Source organism: Acidocella sp., from assembly GCF_035535915.1.
In the GTDB taxonomy this organism is placed as follows: domain Bacteria; phylum Pseudomonadota; class Alphaproteobacteria; order Acetobacterales; family Acetobacteraceae; genus Acidocella.
The window spans coordinates 1-18,561 of the sequence record NZ_DATLPB010000089.1 but is presented as its reverse complement, the minus strand read 5'-3'; the positions used below and the strand labels follow the sequence as shown (position 1 = coordinate 18,561).

The following is an 18,561-nucleotide window of genomic DNA, read 5'->3' as shown; positions in this document are numbered from 1 at the left end:
GGTGCCGATCCGGAGCTCGGCAAATCCGTCCAGCACGTCGAGCTTGGTCAGCACGAGGCCCTGCACGCCGCCGACCTTGACCGCCTGCCGCACCAGCGCCGCGTCGAACCAGCCACACCGGCGTGGCCGGCCGGTCACAGTGCCGAATTCATGGCCACGCTCGCCGAGCAGGGCACCGGTCGCGTCGGCCAGTTCGGTCGGGAACGGGCCGGAGCCGACGCGGGTGCAATAGGCCTTGGCGATGCCGAGCACGCGGCCCACCGCATCCGGCCCCATGCCGGAGCCCGAGGCGGCGGTGCCGGCCACGGTGTTGGAGGAGGTGACGAACGGGTAGGTGCCGTGATCGACGTCCAGCATCACCGCCTGCGCGCCCTCGAACAGGATGCGCTCGCCCTTCAGCCGCGCCGCCGCCAGGCGTTCCCACACCGGCTCGGCGTAGGGGAGGATTTTCGGCGCCAGCTCCAGCAGGCTTTTCAACAGGTCGGCCTTGTCGAAGGTCGGCGCGCCGAGCCCCGCCAGCAAAGTGTTGTGGTGCAGCAGCAACTCGTCGAGCTTGGCCGAGAGCGTTTCCGGTTCACTCAGGTCGCAGACGCGGATGGCGCGGCGCGCCACCTTGTCTTCGTAAGCGGGGCCGATGCCGCGCCCGGTGGTGCCGATCTTGCGGCTTCCCCGCGCCGCCTCGCGCGCGGAATCGAGCGCCACGTGGAGCGGCAGGATCAGCGGCGCGTTGTCGGCGATGCGCAGGGAGGCGGGCGTGACCGGCAGGCCCTGGGCGGTGACGCGCTCGATCTCGGTGAGCAAAGCGAAGGGGTCGATGACCACGCCATTGCCGATCACGCCGAGCTTGCCGCGCACCACGCCGGAGGGCAGCAAAGAGAGTTTGTAGGTCTGGTTGCCGACCACCAGCGTGTGGCCTGCATTATGCCCGCCCTGGAAGCGCACCACGATGTCGGCGCGGCTGGCAAGCCAGTCCACCACTTTGCCTTTGCCCTCGTCGCCCCATTGCGCGCCGATGATGGTAACGTTGGTCATTTTTTGTCCTTGGTTCAGAGCGTGATTACGTCAGGTAGGTACAGAGAGGAAGAAAGCGGCCGCTTTTTGAAAAAAGCGGCGCAAAAACTTTTGTTTTCGCCGGGCCTGAGGCGCTGAAACTACACGGGCCCAGAATAACAAAGTTTTTTTGCTACTTTTTATTCACAAAAAGTAGTCTTTCTTATGTCTCATGCAGCGGGCGGATCGCCTCGTTTTCAAAGATGTGCGAGCAGCCGAGCCGCGCCGCCTCGTCGCGCGGCGCCGGGTGCGGCCCCAGCCCGGCCACCGTGGCGTAGTGTTGCGCCCGGCAGTCGGCGGCGGCGGCCGCCGGCGTGCCATAGGGGAGATATAGACGGGGGCGCAGCTTTTGCGGCGGGGCGACTCTGACGATCGTGTCCGGATACAAAGTGATGCCGGTCGCGGGCTCGGTGTCGCCGCACAGATACCGCCCGCCGCGGCCAAGCTCGGCCTGCTCGCCCAGGGCGAACAGCGTCATGCACAGCCCCGTGTGATATTGATAGCCTCGGAATTCCACCGGATCGACGGTGATCTGCAGCTCCGGCTGGCGCAGGCGCAGCAGCGCAACGGTGTCGGCGAGCCGCCGCGCCTGAATTTTGGCCGCCTCCGGCAGGTCGATCGCCAGCAAAGCGGGGATCGCGCGCGCGCAGGCTCCCGTGGCATCCAACAACTCCAGGAGCTGGCGCGTGAGCGGGCTGGCGACCTCGGTGACCGCCACGGCATCCTTGCGGTCCAGAGCGCGTGCCAGGGCCCGGCGGTCGGAGTCCGGCACGTTATCCAACAGATGCGTGACCAGGCGCGGCGCGGTGAGGTCGACGCTGATGCCGGAAATGCCGATCTCCGCCAGCGCCGCCACGGCGGTGAGAATGATCTCGGCATCGGCTTCGACGGTATCGGGGCCGATCAGCTCGATGCCGGCCTGGGAAATTTGCCGCTCGGGCTGCAGGTGGCTGCCGCGCACGCGCAGGCACTGGCCGGAATAGGTCAGCCGCAGCGGCCGTGGCGCGGCGGCCAGGCGGGTGGTGGCCAGGCGCGCGATCTGCGGCGTGATGTCGGCGCGCAGCCCCATCATGAGCTGGCTGTCCGGGTCCATGAGCCGGAAGGTCTGCTCGGCGGTGGCGGCGCCGGAGCCGGAAAACAGGCTGTCCTCGAACTCGAGCAGCGGCGCGGCGACGCGCTGATAGCCGTGCGCGGCGAAGCAATCCATGATCGCTCCGACGGAACGGGCTTCCAACTCGGCCTCGGGCGGCAGCACGTCGCGCAGGCCGGCGGGCAGAAGGGCAGGGTGGGTGAGCGGTGTTTCGTTCATGTGACCCAATCTCTGTGGCGCGGCGCTATAGCATTGCTACGTCTCAGGTCCAATTGCACCTGTTTCGTATTCGTACTAAACGGCCGGTATGCAACCTGAAGGGGGGCTCGGCGCCAGTGCTGTTCAACAGCAGGCTGTTCGTGCTGGCGTTCCTGCCATTGGCCTTGGGCGGGTTTTTCGCCCTGGGAAGATGCGGCAGGCGGGCGGTGGTGCTCTGGCTTCTGGCCTGCAGCCTGGTGTTCTACGCCTGGGGCAATCCGGCCTCGGTGCTCCTGCTGCTGGGGTCGATCGGCGGCAATTACCTGTTGGCGCGGCGTCTCGCGCGGGGGGGCGGGCGCGGCTGGCTGGCGGTGGGGCTAGCGGGCAATCTTTTGCTCCTCGGCGTCGGCAAATATGCAAGATTGGCCGCGCCCTGGTTCGGATCGCCGTTCGGCGGCTGGCCGGTCCCGCTTGGGATCAGTTTTTTCACGTTTCAGCAAATCATGTTTCTGGTGGATCTTTACCGCCGCGACATCGCGCTGCCGGGTTTGCTCGATTACGCCTGCTTCATTGCCTTCTTTCCGCACCTGATCTCCGGGCCGATCGTGCGGCCGGGCCATATTCTGCCGCAACTGGCTGCCCTGGCGCCAAGCCGGGACATGGCCGCAAGGCTGGCCGAGGGCGCGGAAATTTTCCTGCTGGGGCTGAGCAAGAAATTGCTGCTGGCGGACAGCCTCGCGCGCTTCGCCGATCCCGGCTTCGCCGCCGCCGGCCGGCACGACCCGCTCACGCTCATCGAGGCCTGGGTCGCCCTGCTGGCCTATGGGGCGCAGATCTATTTCGATTTTTCCGGCTATTGCGACATGGCGGTCGGCCTCGCCCGGATGTTCGGCATCATTTTCCCGCAGAATTTCAACCGCCCCTATCGGGCGACGAGCGTGAGCGATTTCTGGCGGCGCTGGAACATCACGCTCAGTCTCTTCCTGCGCGACTACCTGTATATCCCGCTCGGCGGCAACCGGCGGGGCGCGGCGCGGCGGGTGGCCAATCTCATGATCACCATGCTGCTGGGCGGGCTCTGGCATGGTGCGGCCTGGCGGTTCCTGCTCTGGGGCGGGCTGCACGGGCTGTTCCTGGTGATCCAGGGTTTCTGGGCGAAATGGGGCTGGCGACTGCCCCAACCTCTGGCCTGGGGGCTGACGCTGCTCTGCGTGCTGCTGGCCTGGGTGCCGTTCCGCGCGCCGGGATGGGCGGCGACGATGGATTTCTATGCCGGGCTGTGCGGCGCGCATGGAGTCGCGCTGCCTTCCTTCTATGCCGCTTTGGTGCCGGGCTTGGCCAAGCTTGTTCACATCGTGCCGGTGCTGCCCTGGCTCGGTGATGCGCGCACCGTCAGCCTGGCGCAGGCCGGCCTGCTGCTGGGGCTTGCCTGGTTCGTGGCGCTGGCCGTGCCGGAGGCCGCGCCGGGGCGGGCGGGCTGGGGGCGGAGTGCCGCGCTGGTGGCAGGCTTCGGCTTCTGCATGCAGGCGCTGTTCTTCGCGCCCGCGGCCGTGCCGTTTTTGTATTTTCAGTTTTGAGAAAGGAAGGCTTCTTTTTGTGAACAAAAAGAAGCAAAAAAACTTTGTAAACTTTGGGCCGTGGTGGTGTCACCGCCACCGGCCCAGCGTAAACAAAAAGTTTTTGCGCCGCTTTTTTCAAAAAGCGGCCACTTTCTTTGCTAACCCTGGCCTGCGCCTGCCTGCCTGCTGCGCGCTCTCGGTCCTGCTTTACGTCCTGGCCTTCGGCTTTTGGCTCGATCGGCCGCTGTCGCTCGATTTGCTGCGCACGGAAATGGTGCAGAAGGCCCAGCGCCTCGCCGCCCTGCCATCGCCGAAAATCCTCATCCTGGCGGGGTCCAACGCCTCCTACTCACATTCCTGCGTGGTGATCGGCGCGATGCTGGCACTGCCCTGCGAGAATGGCGGCACGGCGGTCGGCATCGGGCTCGACGAAATTTTCCGCCGCGACGCCCCGTTTCTGCGCCGTGGCGATGTGGTCTATCTGCCGATGGAGCTGGCGCAATACACCGCCACCCGCCGCCAATACGATGCTGCCGCGGACGGGTTCTTGCTCTGGCGCCATGACCGGGCGCTGCTGGCGCACCTGCCGCCGGACCGGATTTTCGGCGCGCTGTTCTGCTGCACGCTGGCCGACGCGCTGGATGCGCTCGCGGAGATGGCGCTGGCGCGGCACGGCGTTTCGCCCGAGGCGTTGCTGGCGCGGGAATATGATGCGCAAGGCGACCGGATCGACAACCGCCTCGCCGATGCCGCGCCGGACCTGCTGCGCCACCCGGCCCGCGCCGTGCCGCCCGTGCAGGACATCAGCCAAGGGTATGGGGCGGCGCTCATCGCCCGTTTCGTCGCGGCGGAGGCGGCGCGCGGGGTCATCGTGATCGGCGGGCTGCCGACGGATTTCTCCACCCAGGCGCTCAACGACGATGCGGTCCGGGCCATCGCCGGCCTCTACACTGCGCAGGGCGGGGCATTCCTGGTCCTGCCCAACCGCAGCCTCTACCCGCCGGAGGATTTCTTCAATGGCGAGGACCATCTGGCCCGGCCCTGCCAGTACCGGCATTCGATCGCGGTGGCGGAAGGGCTGGCCGGGCTGCTGCGTCGCCCTGTCGTGCCGCCCGGCGCCGCGATCGAACGGGTCGCGGCTGACTGCCCAAGCAAGAAAGGAAGGCTTCTTTTTGTGAACAAAAAGAAGCAAAAAAACTTTGTTAATCTGGGCCGTGCGGGTTTCACCGCCGCCGGCCCAAGTTGATAAAAGTTTTTGCGCCGCTTTTTTCAAAAAGCGGCTGCTTGCTTCCCTTGCTTTACCCCACCAACGCCGCGCGCTGCCCGGCCACACGTGACCAGGCCGCGGCCTCGTCCTCGTCGAACAGTTCGGTCAGCTTGCGCATCATCGTGCCGCCCAGCTCTTCGGCGTCGACGATGGTCACGGCGCGGCGGTAATAGCGCGTCACGTCATGGCCAATGCCGATGGCGATCAGCTCCACCAGGTCGCGTGACTCGATGTCGTGGATCACGTCGCGCAGATGCCGTTCCAGGTAGTTGCCGGTATTGACCGAGAGGGTGGAATCGTCGACCGGCGCGCCATCGCTGATCACCATCAGGATCCGCCGGTGTTCCGGCCGTGAGAGCAGGCGGCGATAGGCCCAGAGCAGCGCCTCGCCGTCGATATTCTCCTTGAGCAGCCCCTCGCGCAGCATCAGACCGAGATTTTTCCGCGCCCGCCGCCAGGGCGTGTCGGCAGCCTTGTAGATGATGTGGCGCAGATCGTTGAGCCGGCCGGGGTTGGGCGGCTTGCCCGCCGCCACCCATTGCTCGCGGCTCTGCCCGCCTTTCCAGGCGCGGGTGGTGAAGCCCAGCACCTCGACCTTGACGGAGCAGCGTTCCAGCGTGCGGGCCAGGATGTCGCCGCACATCGCCGCCACGGTGATCGGGCGGCCGCGCATGGAGCCGGAATTGTCGATCAGCAGCGTCACCACCGTGTCGCGGAATTCGGTGTCGCGCTCGCGCTTGTAGGTGAGGGCGAGCAGCGGGTCGACGATGATGCGCGACAGCCGGGCGGAATCCAGCATGCCTTCTTCCAGGTCGAACTCCCAGGCGCGGGTTTGCTGCGCCAGCAGGCGGCGTTGCAGCCGGTTGGCGAGTTTCGAGACCACGGCGTGCAGATGCTGCAGCTGCTGGTCGAGCTGCTGGCGCAGCCGGCTCAGCTCTTCCGGGTCGCACAGCTCCTCGGCGTCGATCTCTTCGTCATTGGCGCGGGTGAAGGCGTGGTAGGCGGTGCGTTCGTCCTCCGGCGGCGCGGCGCGGCGTTGCTGCGGCCCGGCGGGCGCCTCCTCGGCCTCGGCGCTGACATCGTCGAGGTCGCTGTCCGCATCGGCCTCCTGCTCGGCACCTTCGGCCTCGGAGGGTTCCGGCTGAGCGGACAGCATGGCCTGCTCCTCGCTCTCGGTCTGGCCTTCGCCCTGCTGTGAATCGTCCTGTTGCCCGCTATCCTCGCCGGTCTCATCCTGGTCGTCGGAGTCGCTGTCTTCCTCGGTGTCGGTTTCGGCTTCCGCGAGGTCCAGGGCCGCCAGAAGCTTGCGCGAGGCTTTGGTGTAGGCCGACTGGTCGCCGCGCGCGGCGGCGAGCTCGGTCAGCGCCGCCTCGGCCGCCGGGCTCAGCGTATGGCGCCAGAGCGAGAGGATGGATTGCGCCGAGTCCGGCACCGAGGCCGGGTCCATGCGGTCGCGCGCCAGCAGCGAGAGGGCGGTGGACAGCGGCAGCTGGTCGCGCCGCGTCATGCGGTCGAGCCCCTCGGTCTCGCATTCCTCATTCAGCCGGCGGCGCAGATTGGCCGAGACGCCCTCCATATGGGCGGCGCCGATAATTTCCACCCGCGCCTGCTCCAGCGCATCGTAAATGTCCTTGGCCTCGCGCGAGGCCGGGGCGCGGGAGGTATGCAGCGCATTGTCGTGGTGGCGCAGGCGCAGCGCCAGCGCGTCGGCCATGCCGCGCAGTTTCGCCATCTCCGCGGCGGGCAAAGCCCGCGACGGCGCCGGCAGGCGGGCGCGCTTGCCGGCCAGGCCCGAAGGACCGGGCTGGTAGGCCACGTCCACGTCGGCGGTGCGGGCGATGGCGCGCAGCGCGCCCGCCGTGGCGCGCTTGAAATCCTCGGCTTTTCCCTGGTCGTTAGCAGCCATGGCGCGTCATCCCGCGGCGCGCAGGCCGGTCGCGATCTCCTCGTTGAAGCAGCGCTGGTAGTATTCCGCCACCGTGTTGCGCTCGGCCTCGTCGCATTTGTTGAGGAAGGTCAGGCGGAAGGCGAAGCCGACATCGCCCATGATGCGGGTGTTTTCCGCCCAGGTGATGACGGTGCGCGGCGACATGACCGTGGAGATGTCCCCGGCGATGAAGCCGGCACGGGTGAGGTCGGCCAGCGCCACCATGCTCTCGGTGCGCTTCTTGGCTTCCTTGTCGGAGGCGGAGATGCCGAGCTTGGCCATGACGATCGCCACTTCCTGCGCGTGCGGCAGATAGTTGAGGGTGGCGACGATGTTCCAGCGGTCCATCTGGCCCTGATTGATCTGCTGCGTGCCGTGATACAAGCCGGTGGTGTCGCCCAGCCCCACGGTGTTGGCGGTGGCGAAGAGCCGGAAGGCGGGGTGCGGGCGGATCACGCGGTTCTGGTCGAGCAGCGTGAGCTTGCCCTCGACCTCGAGCACGCGCTGGATCACGAACATCACGTCCGGGCGGCCGGCGTCATATTCGTCGAACACCAGGGCGCAGGGATGCTGCAGCGCCCAGGGGAGGATGCCCTCGCGGAACTCGGTGACCTGCTTGCCGTCCTTCAGAACGATCGCGTCCTTGCCGACGAGGTCGATGCGGCTGATATGGCTGTCCAGGTTGACGCGGATGCAGGGCCAGTTCAGCCGCGCCGCGACCTGCTCGATATGGGTGGATTTGCCGGTGCCGTGATAGCCCTGCACCATGACGCGGCGGTTGAAGGCGAATCCGGCGAGGATGGCCAGGGTGGTCTCGCGGTCGAACTGATAGGCCGGGTCGATCTCCGGCACATGCTCGGTGCGGACCGAGAAGGCCGGCACCTCCATGTCGATGTCGATACCGAACACGTCGCGCGCCTTCACCTTGGTGTCGGGCAGGTTCACCGCCGAGGTCGGCGTGTTCCGGGTTTCAGCGAATGCGGCGACATTGTTCATTGAATCTTCAATCCTGTTGCTTCGGACGTAAACATGAGCGGCTTCCGACGGTTGGTTCAACCAGCCCTAATCCGCCACCGTCTCGGCGGTACGCGCCTGGTTCGCGGCCAGTTTGCCACGAAGCGTCGCATAGGCAAGGTTGATGCGCTTCAATCGCTCCTCGGAGCCCTTGTCGCCATGGTTGGCGTCGGGGTGGTGGCGCTTGGCCAGCTCCTTGTAGCGGGTCTTCACTTCGTCGAGCGTCACCGGCCAGCCCAGCTCCAGGGTGCCGAGCGCCTCGCGCAATTCCTGCGGGGCGCCGGCCTGCGGGGCCGGTTTGGCGTGCTGGCCGAAGGCGAACGCGTTCAGTTCGGCCTCCAGCGCCTCGTCCATGCGCGCATGGGCGCCAAGCCGGCCAAGCGGCCAGGTGGGGCGCTGCCAGGCGGAGTCAGCGCGCAGCTCGGCCTCGATCTCGTCCGGTGACATGTCCTTGTAGAAATCCCAGGAGGCGTTGTAGGCGCGCACATGGTCCAGACAGAACCAGTAGAACTCGCGCAGCGTCGAACGCGATTTGGGCGCGCGGAACTCGCCCTGGTGGGGGCAGTTCGGTATGTCGCAGCCCCGGCCCGGAGCGTCCGGGTCTGGCGCAAAGGCGCGCGGCTTGCGTGAAGTGGCGATCATGCCCCTAATGTGCGCGCTTGACACGAATAAGCAACACTGACCCTGGCCTAGGATGCTGCTGATTATGAAGAACAGATATGAGAGGATTCAGGAAATCCTCGAAACCGCCTTCAAGCCCGCGCTGCTCGAGATCGTCGATGAAAGTGCGAAGCATGCCAATCATGCCGGGCGGAACGGCCTGCCTGCCGGTGAAACCCATTACCAGGTACGGATGGTCGCCGCCGCGCTGCAAGGACAGTCCCGCGTCGCCCGCTCGCGCGCCGTGCACGAGGCGTTGGACGGGGAATTCAAGACCGGGCTGCACGCGCTGTCGCTGAAGCTGCAGACGCCGGACGAGGCCAGCTAAGAAGGAAGCAAAAAACTTTATTGACTTTGGGCCCGTGGCGCCGCGACGGCACGGGCCCAGCGTCAACAAAAGTTTTTGCGGCGCTTTTTTCAAAAAACGCCTGCTTCCTTCCTTTAATTCCGCCCGTATGTGTCCTCGATGCGGACGATGTCATCCTCGCCCAGATACGGGCCGGACTGCACCTCGATCACGGTGAGCGGGATCTTGCCCGGATTCTCCATGCGGTGGACGCAGCCGAGCGGCAGATAGATGCTCTCGTTTTCGTGCACCATGCGCACCTCGGCGTCGCAGGTGACGGCGGCGCAGCCGGCCACGACCACCCAGTGTTCGGCGCGGTGGAAATGCTTCTGCAGCGAGAGTTTCTGCCCCGGCCAGACGACGATCCGCTTCACCTGGAAGCGGTCGCCCTGGATCAGGCTCTCATAGAACCCCCAGGGGCGGTAGGTGCGGTTATGCGTGTCCGCTTCCGGCCGCTTCATCTTCTTCAGCCGGTCGACGATTTTTTTCACGTTCTGCGATTCGTTCTTGTGCGCCACCAGCACCGCATCCTTGGTGGTGACGACCACGAGGTCCTGCACGCCGAGCAGGGCGGTCATCGCGCCGTCGCTGCGTGCGTAACTGTTCGTGACCCCCTCCAGCAGCACATCGCCGAACGCGGCGTTGCCGCGATCGTCATGGGGGGCGATGTCGGCCAGCGCCGCCCAGGAGCCGACATCGGACCAGCCGAGGGCGGCCGGCACCACCACCACCTTGTCGGTCTTCTCCACGATCGCATAGTCGATGCTGATATCCGGGGCGGTCTCGAACGCGGCGGCGCCGAGGCGGAGGAAGTCGAGATCGCTGGTGCGGGTCTGCATCGCCGCCTGCACCGCGCTCAGCACGTCGGGCGCCAGCCTTTCCATCTCGGCAAGCAGCGTGCTGGCCTGGAACATGAACATCCCCGAGTTCCAGAGATTGTTGCCTTCCTTCAGCAATGCTTCGGCATGAGCCGTGTCCGGCTTCTCGATGAAATGATACACGGAGAACACGCCCGGCAGGTTCTCGATCGCCGTGCCCTCGGTGATGTAGCCGTAGCCGGTTTCCGGCGCTGTGGGATGCATGCCGAAGGTCACGAGATGGCCGGCGCGGGCGGCGGCGGCGGCGGATCTCAGCGCGCCCTGGAGGGCCGCCTGGTCGGTGATCGAGGCGTCGGCGGCCATGATCCACAGCACCGCGTCGGGATTCGTCTCCGCCGCCAGCAGCGCGGCGGCGGCGATCGCCGGGGCGCTGTTGCGGCCGACCGGTTCGAGCAGGATCTGTGCGCCCTTGATCCCGGCGTTGCGCAGCTGTTCGGCGACCACGAAGCGGTGCTCCTGGTTCGCCACCACGATCGGCGCGGTGAAGGCGGGGGAGTGCGCCCTGAGCGCGGTTTCCGCCAACAGCGATTTTTCGGAAATCAGCGGCCAGAATTGCTTGGGAAAGCTTTTGCGGGAGACCGGCCAGAGCCGCGTGCCGGAACCGCCAGAGAGAATAACCGGAACAATTTTACTGCCAAGGTCAGCGAATGTCATGGAAACCCTTATTTCGGTTGCAGATAAATTTGCTGATAAATGGTCGGACTTTACGCCTGTCCCGTAAAACCTGCAGAATGGCCCCATGGATACACCCGGACGATCCTCGCACCTTGCGGATATGACAGCGCCCGATTTTGCGCAAGCGGCTGTGTCGAAGCCCGTGATTCTACTCCCTCTCGGTAGCCATGAGGATCATGGGCCGCATTTGCCGATGGGAGATTATCTGCTGGCGGACAGGCTGGCCGGGCGCATCGCCGAGGCCGCCACTTCGCTGGGAAGCCGAAGTTTCGTGGCTCCCTGCCTGCCGTTCGGCGTGGCGGATTATTTCGGTTGCAGTACGGGCGGGCTGGCACTTTCCCCCGCCGCCTTCCGCGCCACGCTGACCGACCTGCTGGAAGGGCTGCTGCGGCACGGGCTGGACAGGATCGTGATTCTCAACGGCCATGGCGGAAATTTGCCGATTATTCATGAAGTGACCCTGAATGTGCGCCATGAACGGGGCGTGGTGATCCCCTCGTTCTATTTGTGGAAGATCGCCCGCAAATTGATGGAAAAGCACGTCGCCGCCGGGCATTTCGGCCATGGGGCGGAGCCGCTACTGTCGCTGACCATGGCGCTGCGGGGCGAAACGGTGCGCGCGGACGATACCGCACCCCCGCCGCAAAGCTTGTTGGGATTAAAGGTGAGCAATTTCGGCACGCTCGATTTCGAGGGCGTGGAGATCGACGCGCCGGCGGAGTTCGACGCCGTGCCACGCCCGGCGGTGGCGGCGGCGTGGCCAGGCGCGTCCGCGGCGTTGGGGCAGGCGGTCGCTGACGAGCTGGTGGCGGTGGCGGCGCGGTTTGTCGCTCATGTAGGAAAGCAAGCAGCCGCTTTTTGAAAAAAGCGGCGCAAAAACTTTTTGTTATGCTGGGCAAGGGCGTTGTCGCCGACACAGCCCATGGCCCAGCGTAACAAAGTTTTTTTGCTTCTTTTTGTTCACAAAAAGAAGCGCTTCCTTTCACGGCAAAAGCGCGGCCAATGCCTCCGGCGTGTCGAAATCGCGCAGCACCGCGTCGGAGGGAACCGGCAGTTCGATGACGGACGCCATGTGCCGGTGCAGGATCTGCCGCGCCCCGGCATCGCCGGTCAAAGCCAGCAATTCGCCGAAGAAGCGCCGCCCCCACAGCACCGGGTTACCAAGCTGGCCGTTAAATTTCGGCAACACGATGTCGCGCCCCTCTTCAGGTGCATAGGCGGCCCGAAGCTGGTTCAGCACGTGGGGCGGGACCAGCGGCATGTCGCCGAGGCAGATCAGCGCCGCATCGGTCTCGGCCGGGAGGGCGGCAATGCCGGCGCGCAGGCTGTGGGCGAGGCCCGAAGCATAATCCGGCGCCGCGACGAAGCCGACCGGCTTGCCCGCCAGCGCGGCGCGGATTTCGGCGCCGTCATGGCCGGTGACGACCAGCACCGGCCGGTTGGCGGCCGCCAGCACCTGGTCGACCGTGTGCTCGATCATCGTCCGCCCGTCGGCCAGGCGCGCGAGCAGCTTGTTGTGGCCCATGCGGGTGGAGCGTCCCGCAGCCAGCACCAGGGCGGCGATTCGCGGCAGGGGGTGGGGGGGCGCCTTGTTGCCTGAGGCATTCGCGCGCGGGGCGGGGCGGGCTTCCATCTCCTTCAGCAATCCGCCGACGCCCATGCGGGCGATTTCGTCCCGTCCAAGAGGCGCGCCGGCGAAAATCCGGTCCAGCACCCAGTCGATGCCGTTCAGCGCCGGGCTGCGGGCGCAGCCGGGCAGGATGATGACGGGGCGGTCGCCGATCTGGCCGAAGCAGATCAGGTTGCCGGGATCGACCGGCATGCCGAAATGCGTGACCCGTCCGCCCGCGGCGACGATGGCGGCGGGGGCGACGTCCAGCCGGTCGGTCACCGCCGAGGCGCCGGAAATGAGGATGAGTTCCGCGCCAGCCGTTACCAGCCCGGTGATGGCCTCGGCCAGGGGGGGCGAATCGTGCGGGCTTTGCATGGGGGGAAGCAGGACACCGCCCCGGGCGGCGACGCGGGCACGGGTCACCTCGATGGTCTGACTGATCACCGCGTCTTTGAGCTGCGGCAGGGTGGTGAGGACCAGCCCGACGTTAAGAGGCCGGAAGGGCGCGAGGGAAATGGCGGGCGCGGCGCCGGCCAGCAGGGTTTCGGCGGCTTTCATGGTGGCGGCCGAGACCGCGAAGGGGATGATTTTCAGCGTGGCGACGAGCGCGCCCGGCGCCACCGCCGCGTAATCGGGCAGGGTCGCCAGCGTCACCGATTCGTCGATGCTGTTGAAGGCTTGGAGTTTTGCCGTATCCAGCCGCAGCAGGCCGGGCAGCGTCGCGGCCAGGTTGACCCGGCCGTGGATATCCTCCGAGCGGCGCAGGAACGGGCCGGGCAGCAGGTCGCCGAGATGGCGGGCAGCTTCGCCTTCCGGCACGTCGCCGGGTTCCAGCCGGGCAACGGTGATTTCCGCCAGACCGGCGTCTCGCAGCCGGACGATGGCGTCGCCATCGAGCCGCGTGCCTTTGCGCAGCACACGGTCGGCGGTCTGCGTGTTGTGCGCGAGTATGCTCCCCAGCGCCTGCGCCAGCGGAATGCGCCCGAAGATCACTTGCGCGGCACCAGGCCGCCTTGGCGCCGGGCCGCGACGATTTCCGCCATCACCGAGAGGGCGATTTCCGGCGCGCTGACCGCGCCGATATTCAGCCCCACCGGGCCGTGGATGCGCGCCAGCGCGGCTTCGCCATGGCCCAGGGACGCCAGCCGCTCCAGCCGGGCGGCATGGGTTTTTCGCGAGCCGAGCGCGCCGATATAGAACGCCGCCGAACGCAGCACTTCATCCAGCGCCGGGTCGTCGAGCTTCGGGTCGTGGGTGAGGGTGACGAGGGCGGTGTGGCTGTCCGGGCGCAGCGCCCGCACGGCATCGTCCGGCCAGTCGTTGCTGATCGCCGCACCGGGAAAACGCTCCTGGTTGCCGAAGCCGCGGCGCGGGTCGACCAGCACGACGGCGAAGCCAGCCATGGTGGCGAGCGGTACGAGCGACTGGGCGATATGCACGCCGCCGATGAGGATGAGTTGGGGTGGCGGGTTGCGCGCCTCGATGAACCAGGTTTCATCGCCGATCGTGACGGTGCCCGTCTTGTTCGTGGCCAGGGCAGTGGCCCCCGCTTCGGTCAGGGCGGCGGGCGCGGCGGCATCAGGGAGGACGAATTCCGCGGCGTCGCTGAGGCGCTTGGCGAATGCGACCGGGCGGCGGGCCTCGGCGGCGGCGGCCAGCGCGTCGATGGCGGCGAGTTTCATGATAACGGCTCCACGAGCACGTGCACCTTGCCGCCGCAGGCAAGGCCGACCTCCCAGGCCATTTCGTCGGTCACGCCGAAGGCGAGCAAAGCGGGCTGGCCGGATTGCAGGGTGGCCAGGGCGGCCTCAGCGACCGCGCTTTCGATACAGCCGCCGCTGACCGACCCCGCCATCTTGCCGGATTCGGTGACCGCCAGGCGGCTGCCAGCGGGGCGGGGGGAACTGCCCCAGGTCTCGATGACTGTGGCGAGCGCCACGGCCTCGCCCGTGCGGCGCCATTTGGCGGCGGTTTTCAGAACCGTCTCGGCAGTCTCGGTATCGCTCATAGATGTTTCCTCCATGCCGTGTAGGCGGCGTTGCGCGCCCCGGGCGGCGCCGCGAGGCCGGCGATCAGCCCCTCAAGGCTCTCTAAATTATGCACCGGACGGAATTCATCAACATGCGGCAGGATTGCCCTTATGCCTTGCGCCTGGGGAGAAAATCCGTCCCAGCGCAGCAGCGGGTTCAGCCAGATCAGCCGGCGGCAGGAGCGATGCAGCCGCGCCATCGCCTCATCCAGCCCGGCGGCGCCGCCGCGATCCAGCCCGTCGGTCACCAGCAGCACCACCGCCCCCTGGCCGAGCACGCGCCGCGCCCAGAGGCGGTTGAACTCCTGCAACGCCGCGCCGATGCGCGTGCCGCCGGACCAGTCCGGCACCAAGGCCGACACCATCTGGAAGGCGAGTTCCGGGTCGCGGTGCCTGAGCTGCCGTGTGACGTTGGAGAGCCGCGTGCCGAACAGGAAGATGCTCACCCGCTCCCGGTCATTGGCGACGCTGTGCAGGAAGTGCAGCAGGATCTGCGCATAGCGGCTCATTGAGCCGGAAATATCGCAGAGCACGACCAAAGGCGGCGGGCGCGTGCGGTTCCGGCGTGTCTCGAGTGCCAGGATCTCGCCGCCGGTGCGCAAGGACGCGCGGATCGTGGCGGGGAGATCGACGCGGCCGGTGGCGGCTTGGCGCCAGCGGCGGGTGCGCCGCTCGTCCAGCGGCAGCCGCAGCTTGCCGATCGCGGCCTTCGCGGCGGCGATTTCCGCCGCGCCCATGGCTTCGAAATCCATCCGGCTCAGCCGCTCGCGCGCGCTGGCGGAGGCGGCATCGGCTTGCGCCGCCTCAAGCGCTGGCGCGGTGCCGGTCGCGCCTTGCGCAAGCGCCTCGGCCAGGCGGCGTTCGCCGGGGGCCATTTTGTCCAAACCGGCGGCGCCGGGGGGTGGCGCGGAAGCTTGCGGGGCACGCCAGAACAAGGCGAACGCCTGATCGAAGAGCGGCAGCTCCTCACGCGCGTGGATCATCACCGCGCGTAGGGCGTCATGCACGCTGTCGCGGTCGGAAATATCGACAAGGGTGAGGGCCTCGATGGCGGCCAGGCTCTCCGCGGTGCCGATGCGCAGGCCGGTCCGCCGCAGCAGGCGCGCAAAATGCAGCACATTTTGCGCGAGCCTCATAACGCCAGGCGCGCTTCGCTTTTCGCCTGCGCCACCCGCGCGGCGAGCCCGGCGGCCTGCAGCGCGGTGATGTCGTCCTGGTATTTGAGCAGCACGCCGAGCGTGTCTTCAACCATTTCAGCGTCCAGCTCGCGCTGGTCCAAAGCCGCCAGAGCGAGTGCCCAGTCGATCGTCTCGGCGACGCCGGGGGGCTTGAAGATTTCCGCGCCGCGAACGCGCTGCACGAAGGCGACCACCTCGGCAGAGAGCTTCGCCTCCAGGCCGGGGGCCTTGATGCGGAGGATCGCCGCCTCGCGCGCGGCGTCCGGGTAGTCCACCCAGTGATACAGGCAGCGCCGGCGGATTGCGTCATGCACCTCGCGGGTGCGGTTGGAGGTGAGCACCACCACCGGCTTTTCCCGCGCCCGCACCACGCCGAATTGCGGGATGCTGAGCTGGAAGTCGCCCAGCAGCTCGAGCAGGAACGCCTCGAACGGCTCGTCGGCGCGGTCCAGCTCGTCGATCAGCAGCACGGCGGGCGGCAGGTCCGGGTCGATGGCGGAGAGCAGCGGGCGGCGGAGCAGGAACTCGCTGCTGTAGATGTTGGCGGCAAGTCCTTCCCGCCGTCCGGACGCCTCGCCCAGGCGAATCGCCATCAACTGGCCGGCATGGTCCCATTCATAGGCGGAAGCGGCGAGGTCCAGCCCGTCATAGCATTGCAGCCGCACCAGCCGCCGGCCGAGCCCGGCGGCCAGAACCTTGGCGATCTCGGTCTTGCCGGTGCCGGGCTCGCCTTCGAGGAAAAGCGGGCGCGGCATGGCGAGCGCCAGATGCACCGCGGTGGCAAGCTGCCGGTCGGCGAGATAGCCCTGAGCCGCCAGCAGCGCGGAGGTCTCGGCGATGGAGGCGGGGATCATTGGCGCGGGGCTCTAATGCAGCAGTTTCGCCAGCGTGATCCCGACGGCGATCACGGCGACGACGGCGGCGAGGATCACACCCAGCGGCAGGCCGAAATAATGCGGGTTGCTAGGGTCGTGGTCATGGTCCTCATGCGCCAGATGATAGGCCGGCTCCGCTTCTGGCCCTGCGACGGGCGCCGGGGGCGGCGCGACGAGGGCGGAGAATTTGGTGAAGAAGGTATCGGCATATTGCTTGGCCGTGGAATCGATCAGCCGCGCGCCGAGTTGCGCCATTTTGCCGCCGACCTGCGCCTGCACCTCGTAGATGAGCTTGGTCGCGCCGGCCTCGTCCCAGAGTGTGACTTTTGCGTCGCCTTTCGCAAATCCGGCGACACCACCTTGGCCCTCGCCGGAAATCGTGTATCCGTTCGGTGGATCGAGATCGGAGAGACGCACTTTGCCCGCGAAACGTGCCGCGATGGGCCCCAGTTTAACGGCTGCCGTGGCTTTCATCTCCGTTTCGGACAGTTTTTCGATGGTCTCGCATCCTGGGATGCAGGCCTTCAGAATATCCGGATTGTTCAGTGCTTCCCAGACGGTGTCGCGGGAAGCCTCGATCAGTCTTTCACCTGACATATCCATGTAAGAACGGACTCCGTGTATGCTGGAACGTAACGTATCGGCGTTGGGCTGATGGGGCAACTCGCGCAAGTCGTTCCCTTCGCTGGCGTTCTCCTCAGTTTTGCCATCCTGCCCGGCCTGTTGCCACGTCTGTGGCATCGTCGCATGGCCGCACTCATCGGCTTTTGGGTGGCGTTAGGATTTCTGCTGCAAGCTCTGGCGCATGGCGCGCCTTCTGCCGCGCTGGCGCTGTGGCAGGCGGTGCTCGCGGATTTTCTGCCGTTCATCGCCTTGCTTCTGGCGCTTTATGCCCTGGGCGGCGGCATTTCGATTCGCGGCGGCCCGCTCGGGCGGCCGGGGGGAAACTTGCTGCTGCTGATCGCCGGCACCCTCCTCGCGTCGATCATGGGCACGATCGGCGCAGCGCTGGTGCTGATCCATCCGCTGCTGGCCGCGAACGGCTACCGCCATGAGAAGCGGCATCTGGTCGTCGCTTTCATCATTCTGGTGGCCAATGCCGGCGGCGCCCTCAGCCCGCTCGGCGACCCCCCGCTGCTGGTTGGGTTCCTGCGGGGCGTGCCGTTCTTCTGGCCGCTGATGCACCTGCTGCTGCCGCTGCTGCTGCTGGCGGCGCCGGTGCTGGCGCTGACCTTTGGGCTCGATGTCTGGCTGGCCCGCAAGGAGCCGCGCCCGCAGCCGCAAAAACTGCGTGTCCGCGGTTGGCTGAACATGGCGCTGCTCCTGCTGTTGATCGCGGTGCTTCCCGTGGAGGGGATCTGGCATCCGGGCAACGTGACCGTGCTGTCGGCCACCATCCCGCTGGAGCATCTGGCGGTCATGCTGGTCGAGATCGGGTGCATCCTGGTTTCGGAGATGTTCACGCCGAATGCGATCCGCAGCCAGAACCGCTTCGCCTGGCGGGCGATGCGCGAGATCACCATCCTGTTCTTCGCGATCTTCGCGACGATCGGCCCGGCTTTCGCCCTGCTGCAGGCCGCGCAAATCCCGCCGGTGCCGGTCGCCTGGTTCTGGGCCTCGGGGGTGGCTTCGGCGGTGCTGGACTCGGCCCCCACCTATCTCATTTTCTTCGAGGCCGGCGGCGGCCATGCGGCGGCGCTGGCCCAGGGGGCGGCGCCATTGCTCACGGCCATCGCCGCCGGGGCGGTGTTTTTCGGGCCGCTCACCTATCTCGGCAACGCGCCGAACCTGATGATCCGCGAAATTGCCTCCCGGCGCGGCGTGAGAATGCCGGGCTTTTTCGCCTATGCCGGAATCATGGCCGTGGTGCTGGTGCCGATTTACGCGCTGATGAGCCTGGTGTTTTTTTAGAGAAGGCTGGAGAGAAGTGAAGTAAGCGCTACTTTTTGTGAACAAAAAGTAGCAAAAAAACTTTGTTATGCTGGGCCATGGGCATTGTCCCCGACAAAGCCCATGGCCCAGCGTAAAAAAGTTTTTGCGGCGCTTTTTTCAAAAAGCGCCTGCTTTCTTACTTACGTGTCAGCGCCCGTTCCAGAAGGTCCAGCCCCTCGGCCAGCACCGCGTCGGAGACGGTGAGCGGTGCCAGCAGGCGGATGGTGTTGCCGAACATGCCGCAGGTGAGCAGGATCAGCCCCAGCTCGCG

General features: G+C 66.7%; 17 protein-coding genes. 5 read left to right on the top strand and 12 right to left on the bottom strand.

Features of this window, described 5'->3' with window-relative positions; all coding sequences use genetic code 11:
* Positions 1-1,032: adenylosuccinate synthase (locus tag VNC39_RS11640; RefSeq protein ID WP_325399368.1), on the bottom strand; the 1,032-nt coding region annotated here is incomplete at its 3' end.
* A gap of 181 nt (positions 1,033-1,213) precedes the next feature.
* Positions 1,214-2,359: an ATP phosphoribosyltransferase regulatory subunit gene (locus VNC39_RS11635; RefSeq protein ID WP_325399366.1), complete on the bottom strand. Its 1,146-nt coding sequence runs from the start codon at positions 2,357-2,359 to the stop codon at positions 1,214-1,216.
* Between the two features lie 116 nt (positions 2,360-2,475).
* On the opposite strand from VNC39_RS11635, the gene VNC39_RS11630 reads away from it, so the two are divergent.
* Both VNC39_RS11630 and VNC39_RS11625 read left to right on the top strand, forming a co-directional pair.
* On the top strand, positions 2,476-3,915 hold the full coding sequence (locus VNC39_RS11630) for an MBOAT family O-acyltransferase (RefSeq protein WP_325399364.1): 1,440 nt from the start codon (positions 2,476-2,478) through the stop codon (positions 3,913-3,915).
* Positions 3,916-4,018: 103 nt separating this feature from the next.
* Positions 4,019-5,143, top strand: a complete 1,125-nt coding sequence (locus tag VNC39_RS11625) for a hypothetical protein (RefSeq protein WP_325399362.1) — start codon at positions 4,019-4,021, stop codon at positions 5,141-5,143.
* A gap of 52 nt (positions 5,144-5,195) precedes the next feature.
* Here VNC39_RS11625 and cobT read toward each other — a convergent pair whose 3' ends face one another.
* From cobT to VNC39_RS11610, 3 genes are all read right to left on the bottom strand, one after another.
* Positions 5,196-7,070 carry a cobaltochelatase subunit CobT gene (gene cobT, locus VNC39_RS11620; protein ID WP_325399360.1) on the bottom strand — a complete coding sequence of 625 codons (1,875 nt, stop codon included), beginning with the start codon at positions 7,068-7,070 and terminating at the stop codon, positions 5,196-5,198.
* Between the two features lie 6 nt (positions 7,071-7,076).
* A complete protein-coding gene (gene cobS / locus VNC39_RS11615; protein ID WP_325399358.1) occupies positions 7,077-8,087 on the bottom strand; it encodes a cobaltochelatase subunit CobS in 1,011 nt (336 codons plus the stop codon).
* 66 nt (positions 8,088-8,153) lie between these two features.
* Positions 8,154-8,747 carry a J domain-containing protein gene (locus VNC39_RS11610; RefSeq protein ID WP_325399356.1) on the bottom strand — a complete coding sequence of 198 codons (594 nt, stop codon included), beginning with the start codon at positions 8,745-8,747 and terminating at the stop codon, positions 8,154-8,156.
* A 64-nt stretch (positions 8,748-8,811) separates the two neighbouring features.
* Here VNC39_RS11610 and VNC39_RS11605 point away from each other — a divergent pair, with 64 nt between their 5' ends.
* Complete coding sequence (locus VNC39_RS11605; RefSeq protein ID WP_325399354.1) at positions 8,812-9,093, top strand: BolA family protein; 282 nt, start codon at positions 8,812-8,814, stop codon at positions 9,091-9,093.
* Between the two features lie 113 nt (positions 9,094-9,206).
* Here VNC39_RS11605 and VNC39_RS11600 read toward each other — a convergent pair whose 3' ends face one another.
* The gene (locus tag VNC39_RS11600; protein WP_325399352.1) at positions 9,207-10,643 is read right to left on the bottom strand and encodes a mannose-1-phosphate guanylyltransferase/mannose-6-phosphate isomerase; all 1,437 of its coding nucleotides are present in this window, start codon (positions 10,641-10,643) and stop codon (positions 9,207-9,209) included.
* A gap of 85 nt (positions 10,644-10,728) precedes the next feature.
* On the opposite strand from VNC39_RS11600, the gene VNC39_RS11595 reads away from it, so the two are divergent.
* On the top strand, positions 10,729-11,526 hold the full coding sequence (locus tag VNC39_RS11595) for a creatininase family protein (RefSeq protein ID WP_325399350.1): 798 nt from the start codon (positions 10,729-10,731) through the stop codon (positions 11,524-11,526).
* Between the two features lie 120 nt (positions 11,527-11,646).
* Here VNC39_RS11595 and VNC39_RS11590 read toward each other — a convergent pair whose 3' ends face one another.
* The 6 genes from VNC39_RS11590 to VNC39_RS11565 are packed head-to-tail and all read right to left on the bottom strand — an operon-like array spanning position 11,647 to position 16,961.
* Positions 11,647-13,269 carry a molybdopterin-binding/glycosyltransferase family 2 protein gene (locus tag VNC39_RS11590; protein ID WP_325399348.1) on the bottom strand — a complete coding sequence of 541 codons (1,623 nt, stop codon included), beginning with the start codon at positions 13,267-13,269 and terminating at the stop codon, positions 11,647-11,649.
* Complete coding sequence (locus VNC39_RS11585) at positions 13,266-13,958, bottom strand: XdhC family protein (protein ID WP_325399346.1); 693 nt, start codon at positions 13,956-13,958, stop codon at positions 13,266-13,268. The genes VNC39_RS11590 and VNC39_RS11585 overlap by 4 nt, the downstream gene beginning before the upstream one ends.
* A complete protein-coding gene (locus VNC39_RS11580) occupies positions 13,955-14,284 on the bottom strand; it encodes an XdhC family protein (protein ID WP_325399344.1) in 330 nt (109 codons plus the stop codon). Before VNC39_RS11580 ends, VNC39_RS11585 begins: the two co-directional genes overlap by 4 nt.
* Positions 14,281-15,441 (bottom strand): vWA domain-containing protein, encoded by a 1,161-nt coding sequence (locus tag VNC39_RS11575; RefSeq protein ID WP_325399342.1) that lies wholly within the window; start codon positions 15,439-15,441, stop codon positions 14,281-14,283. The genes VNC39_RS11580 and VNC39_RS11575 overlap by 4 nt, the downstream gene beginning before the upstream one ends.
* Positions 15,438-16,337 carry an AAA family ATPase gene (locus VNC39_RS11570; protein WP_325399340.1) on the bottom strand — a complete coding sequence of 300 codons (900 nt, stop codon included), beginning with the start codon at positions 16,335-16,337 and terminating at the stop codon, positions 15,438-15,440. The genes VNC39_RS11575 and VNC39_RS11570 overlap by 4 nt, the downstream gene beginning before the upstream one ends.
* Positions 16,338-16,349: 12 nt before the next feature.
* A complete protein-coding gene (locus tag VNC39_RS11565) occupies positions 16,350-16,961 on the bottom strand; it encodes an SRPBCC family protein (protein ID WP_325399338.1) in 612 nt (203 codons plus the stop codon).
* A gap of 51 nt (positions 16,962-17,012) precedes the next feature.
* Here VNC39_RS11565 and VNC39_RS11560 point away from each other — a divergent pair, with 51 nt between their 5' ends.
* Complete coding sequence (locus VNC39_RS11560) at positions 17,013-18,269, top strand: sodium:proton antiporter (protein WP_325399336.1); 1,257 nt, start codon at positions 17,013-17,015, stop codon at positions 18,267-18,269.
* Positions 18,270-18,561 lie beyond the last annotated feature (292 nt).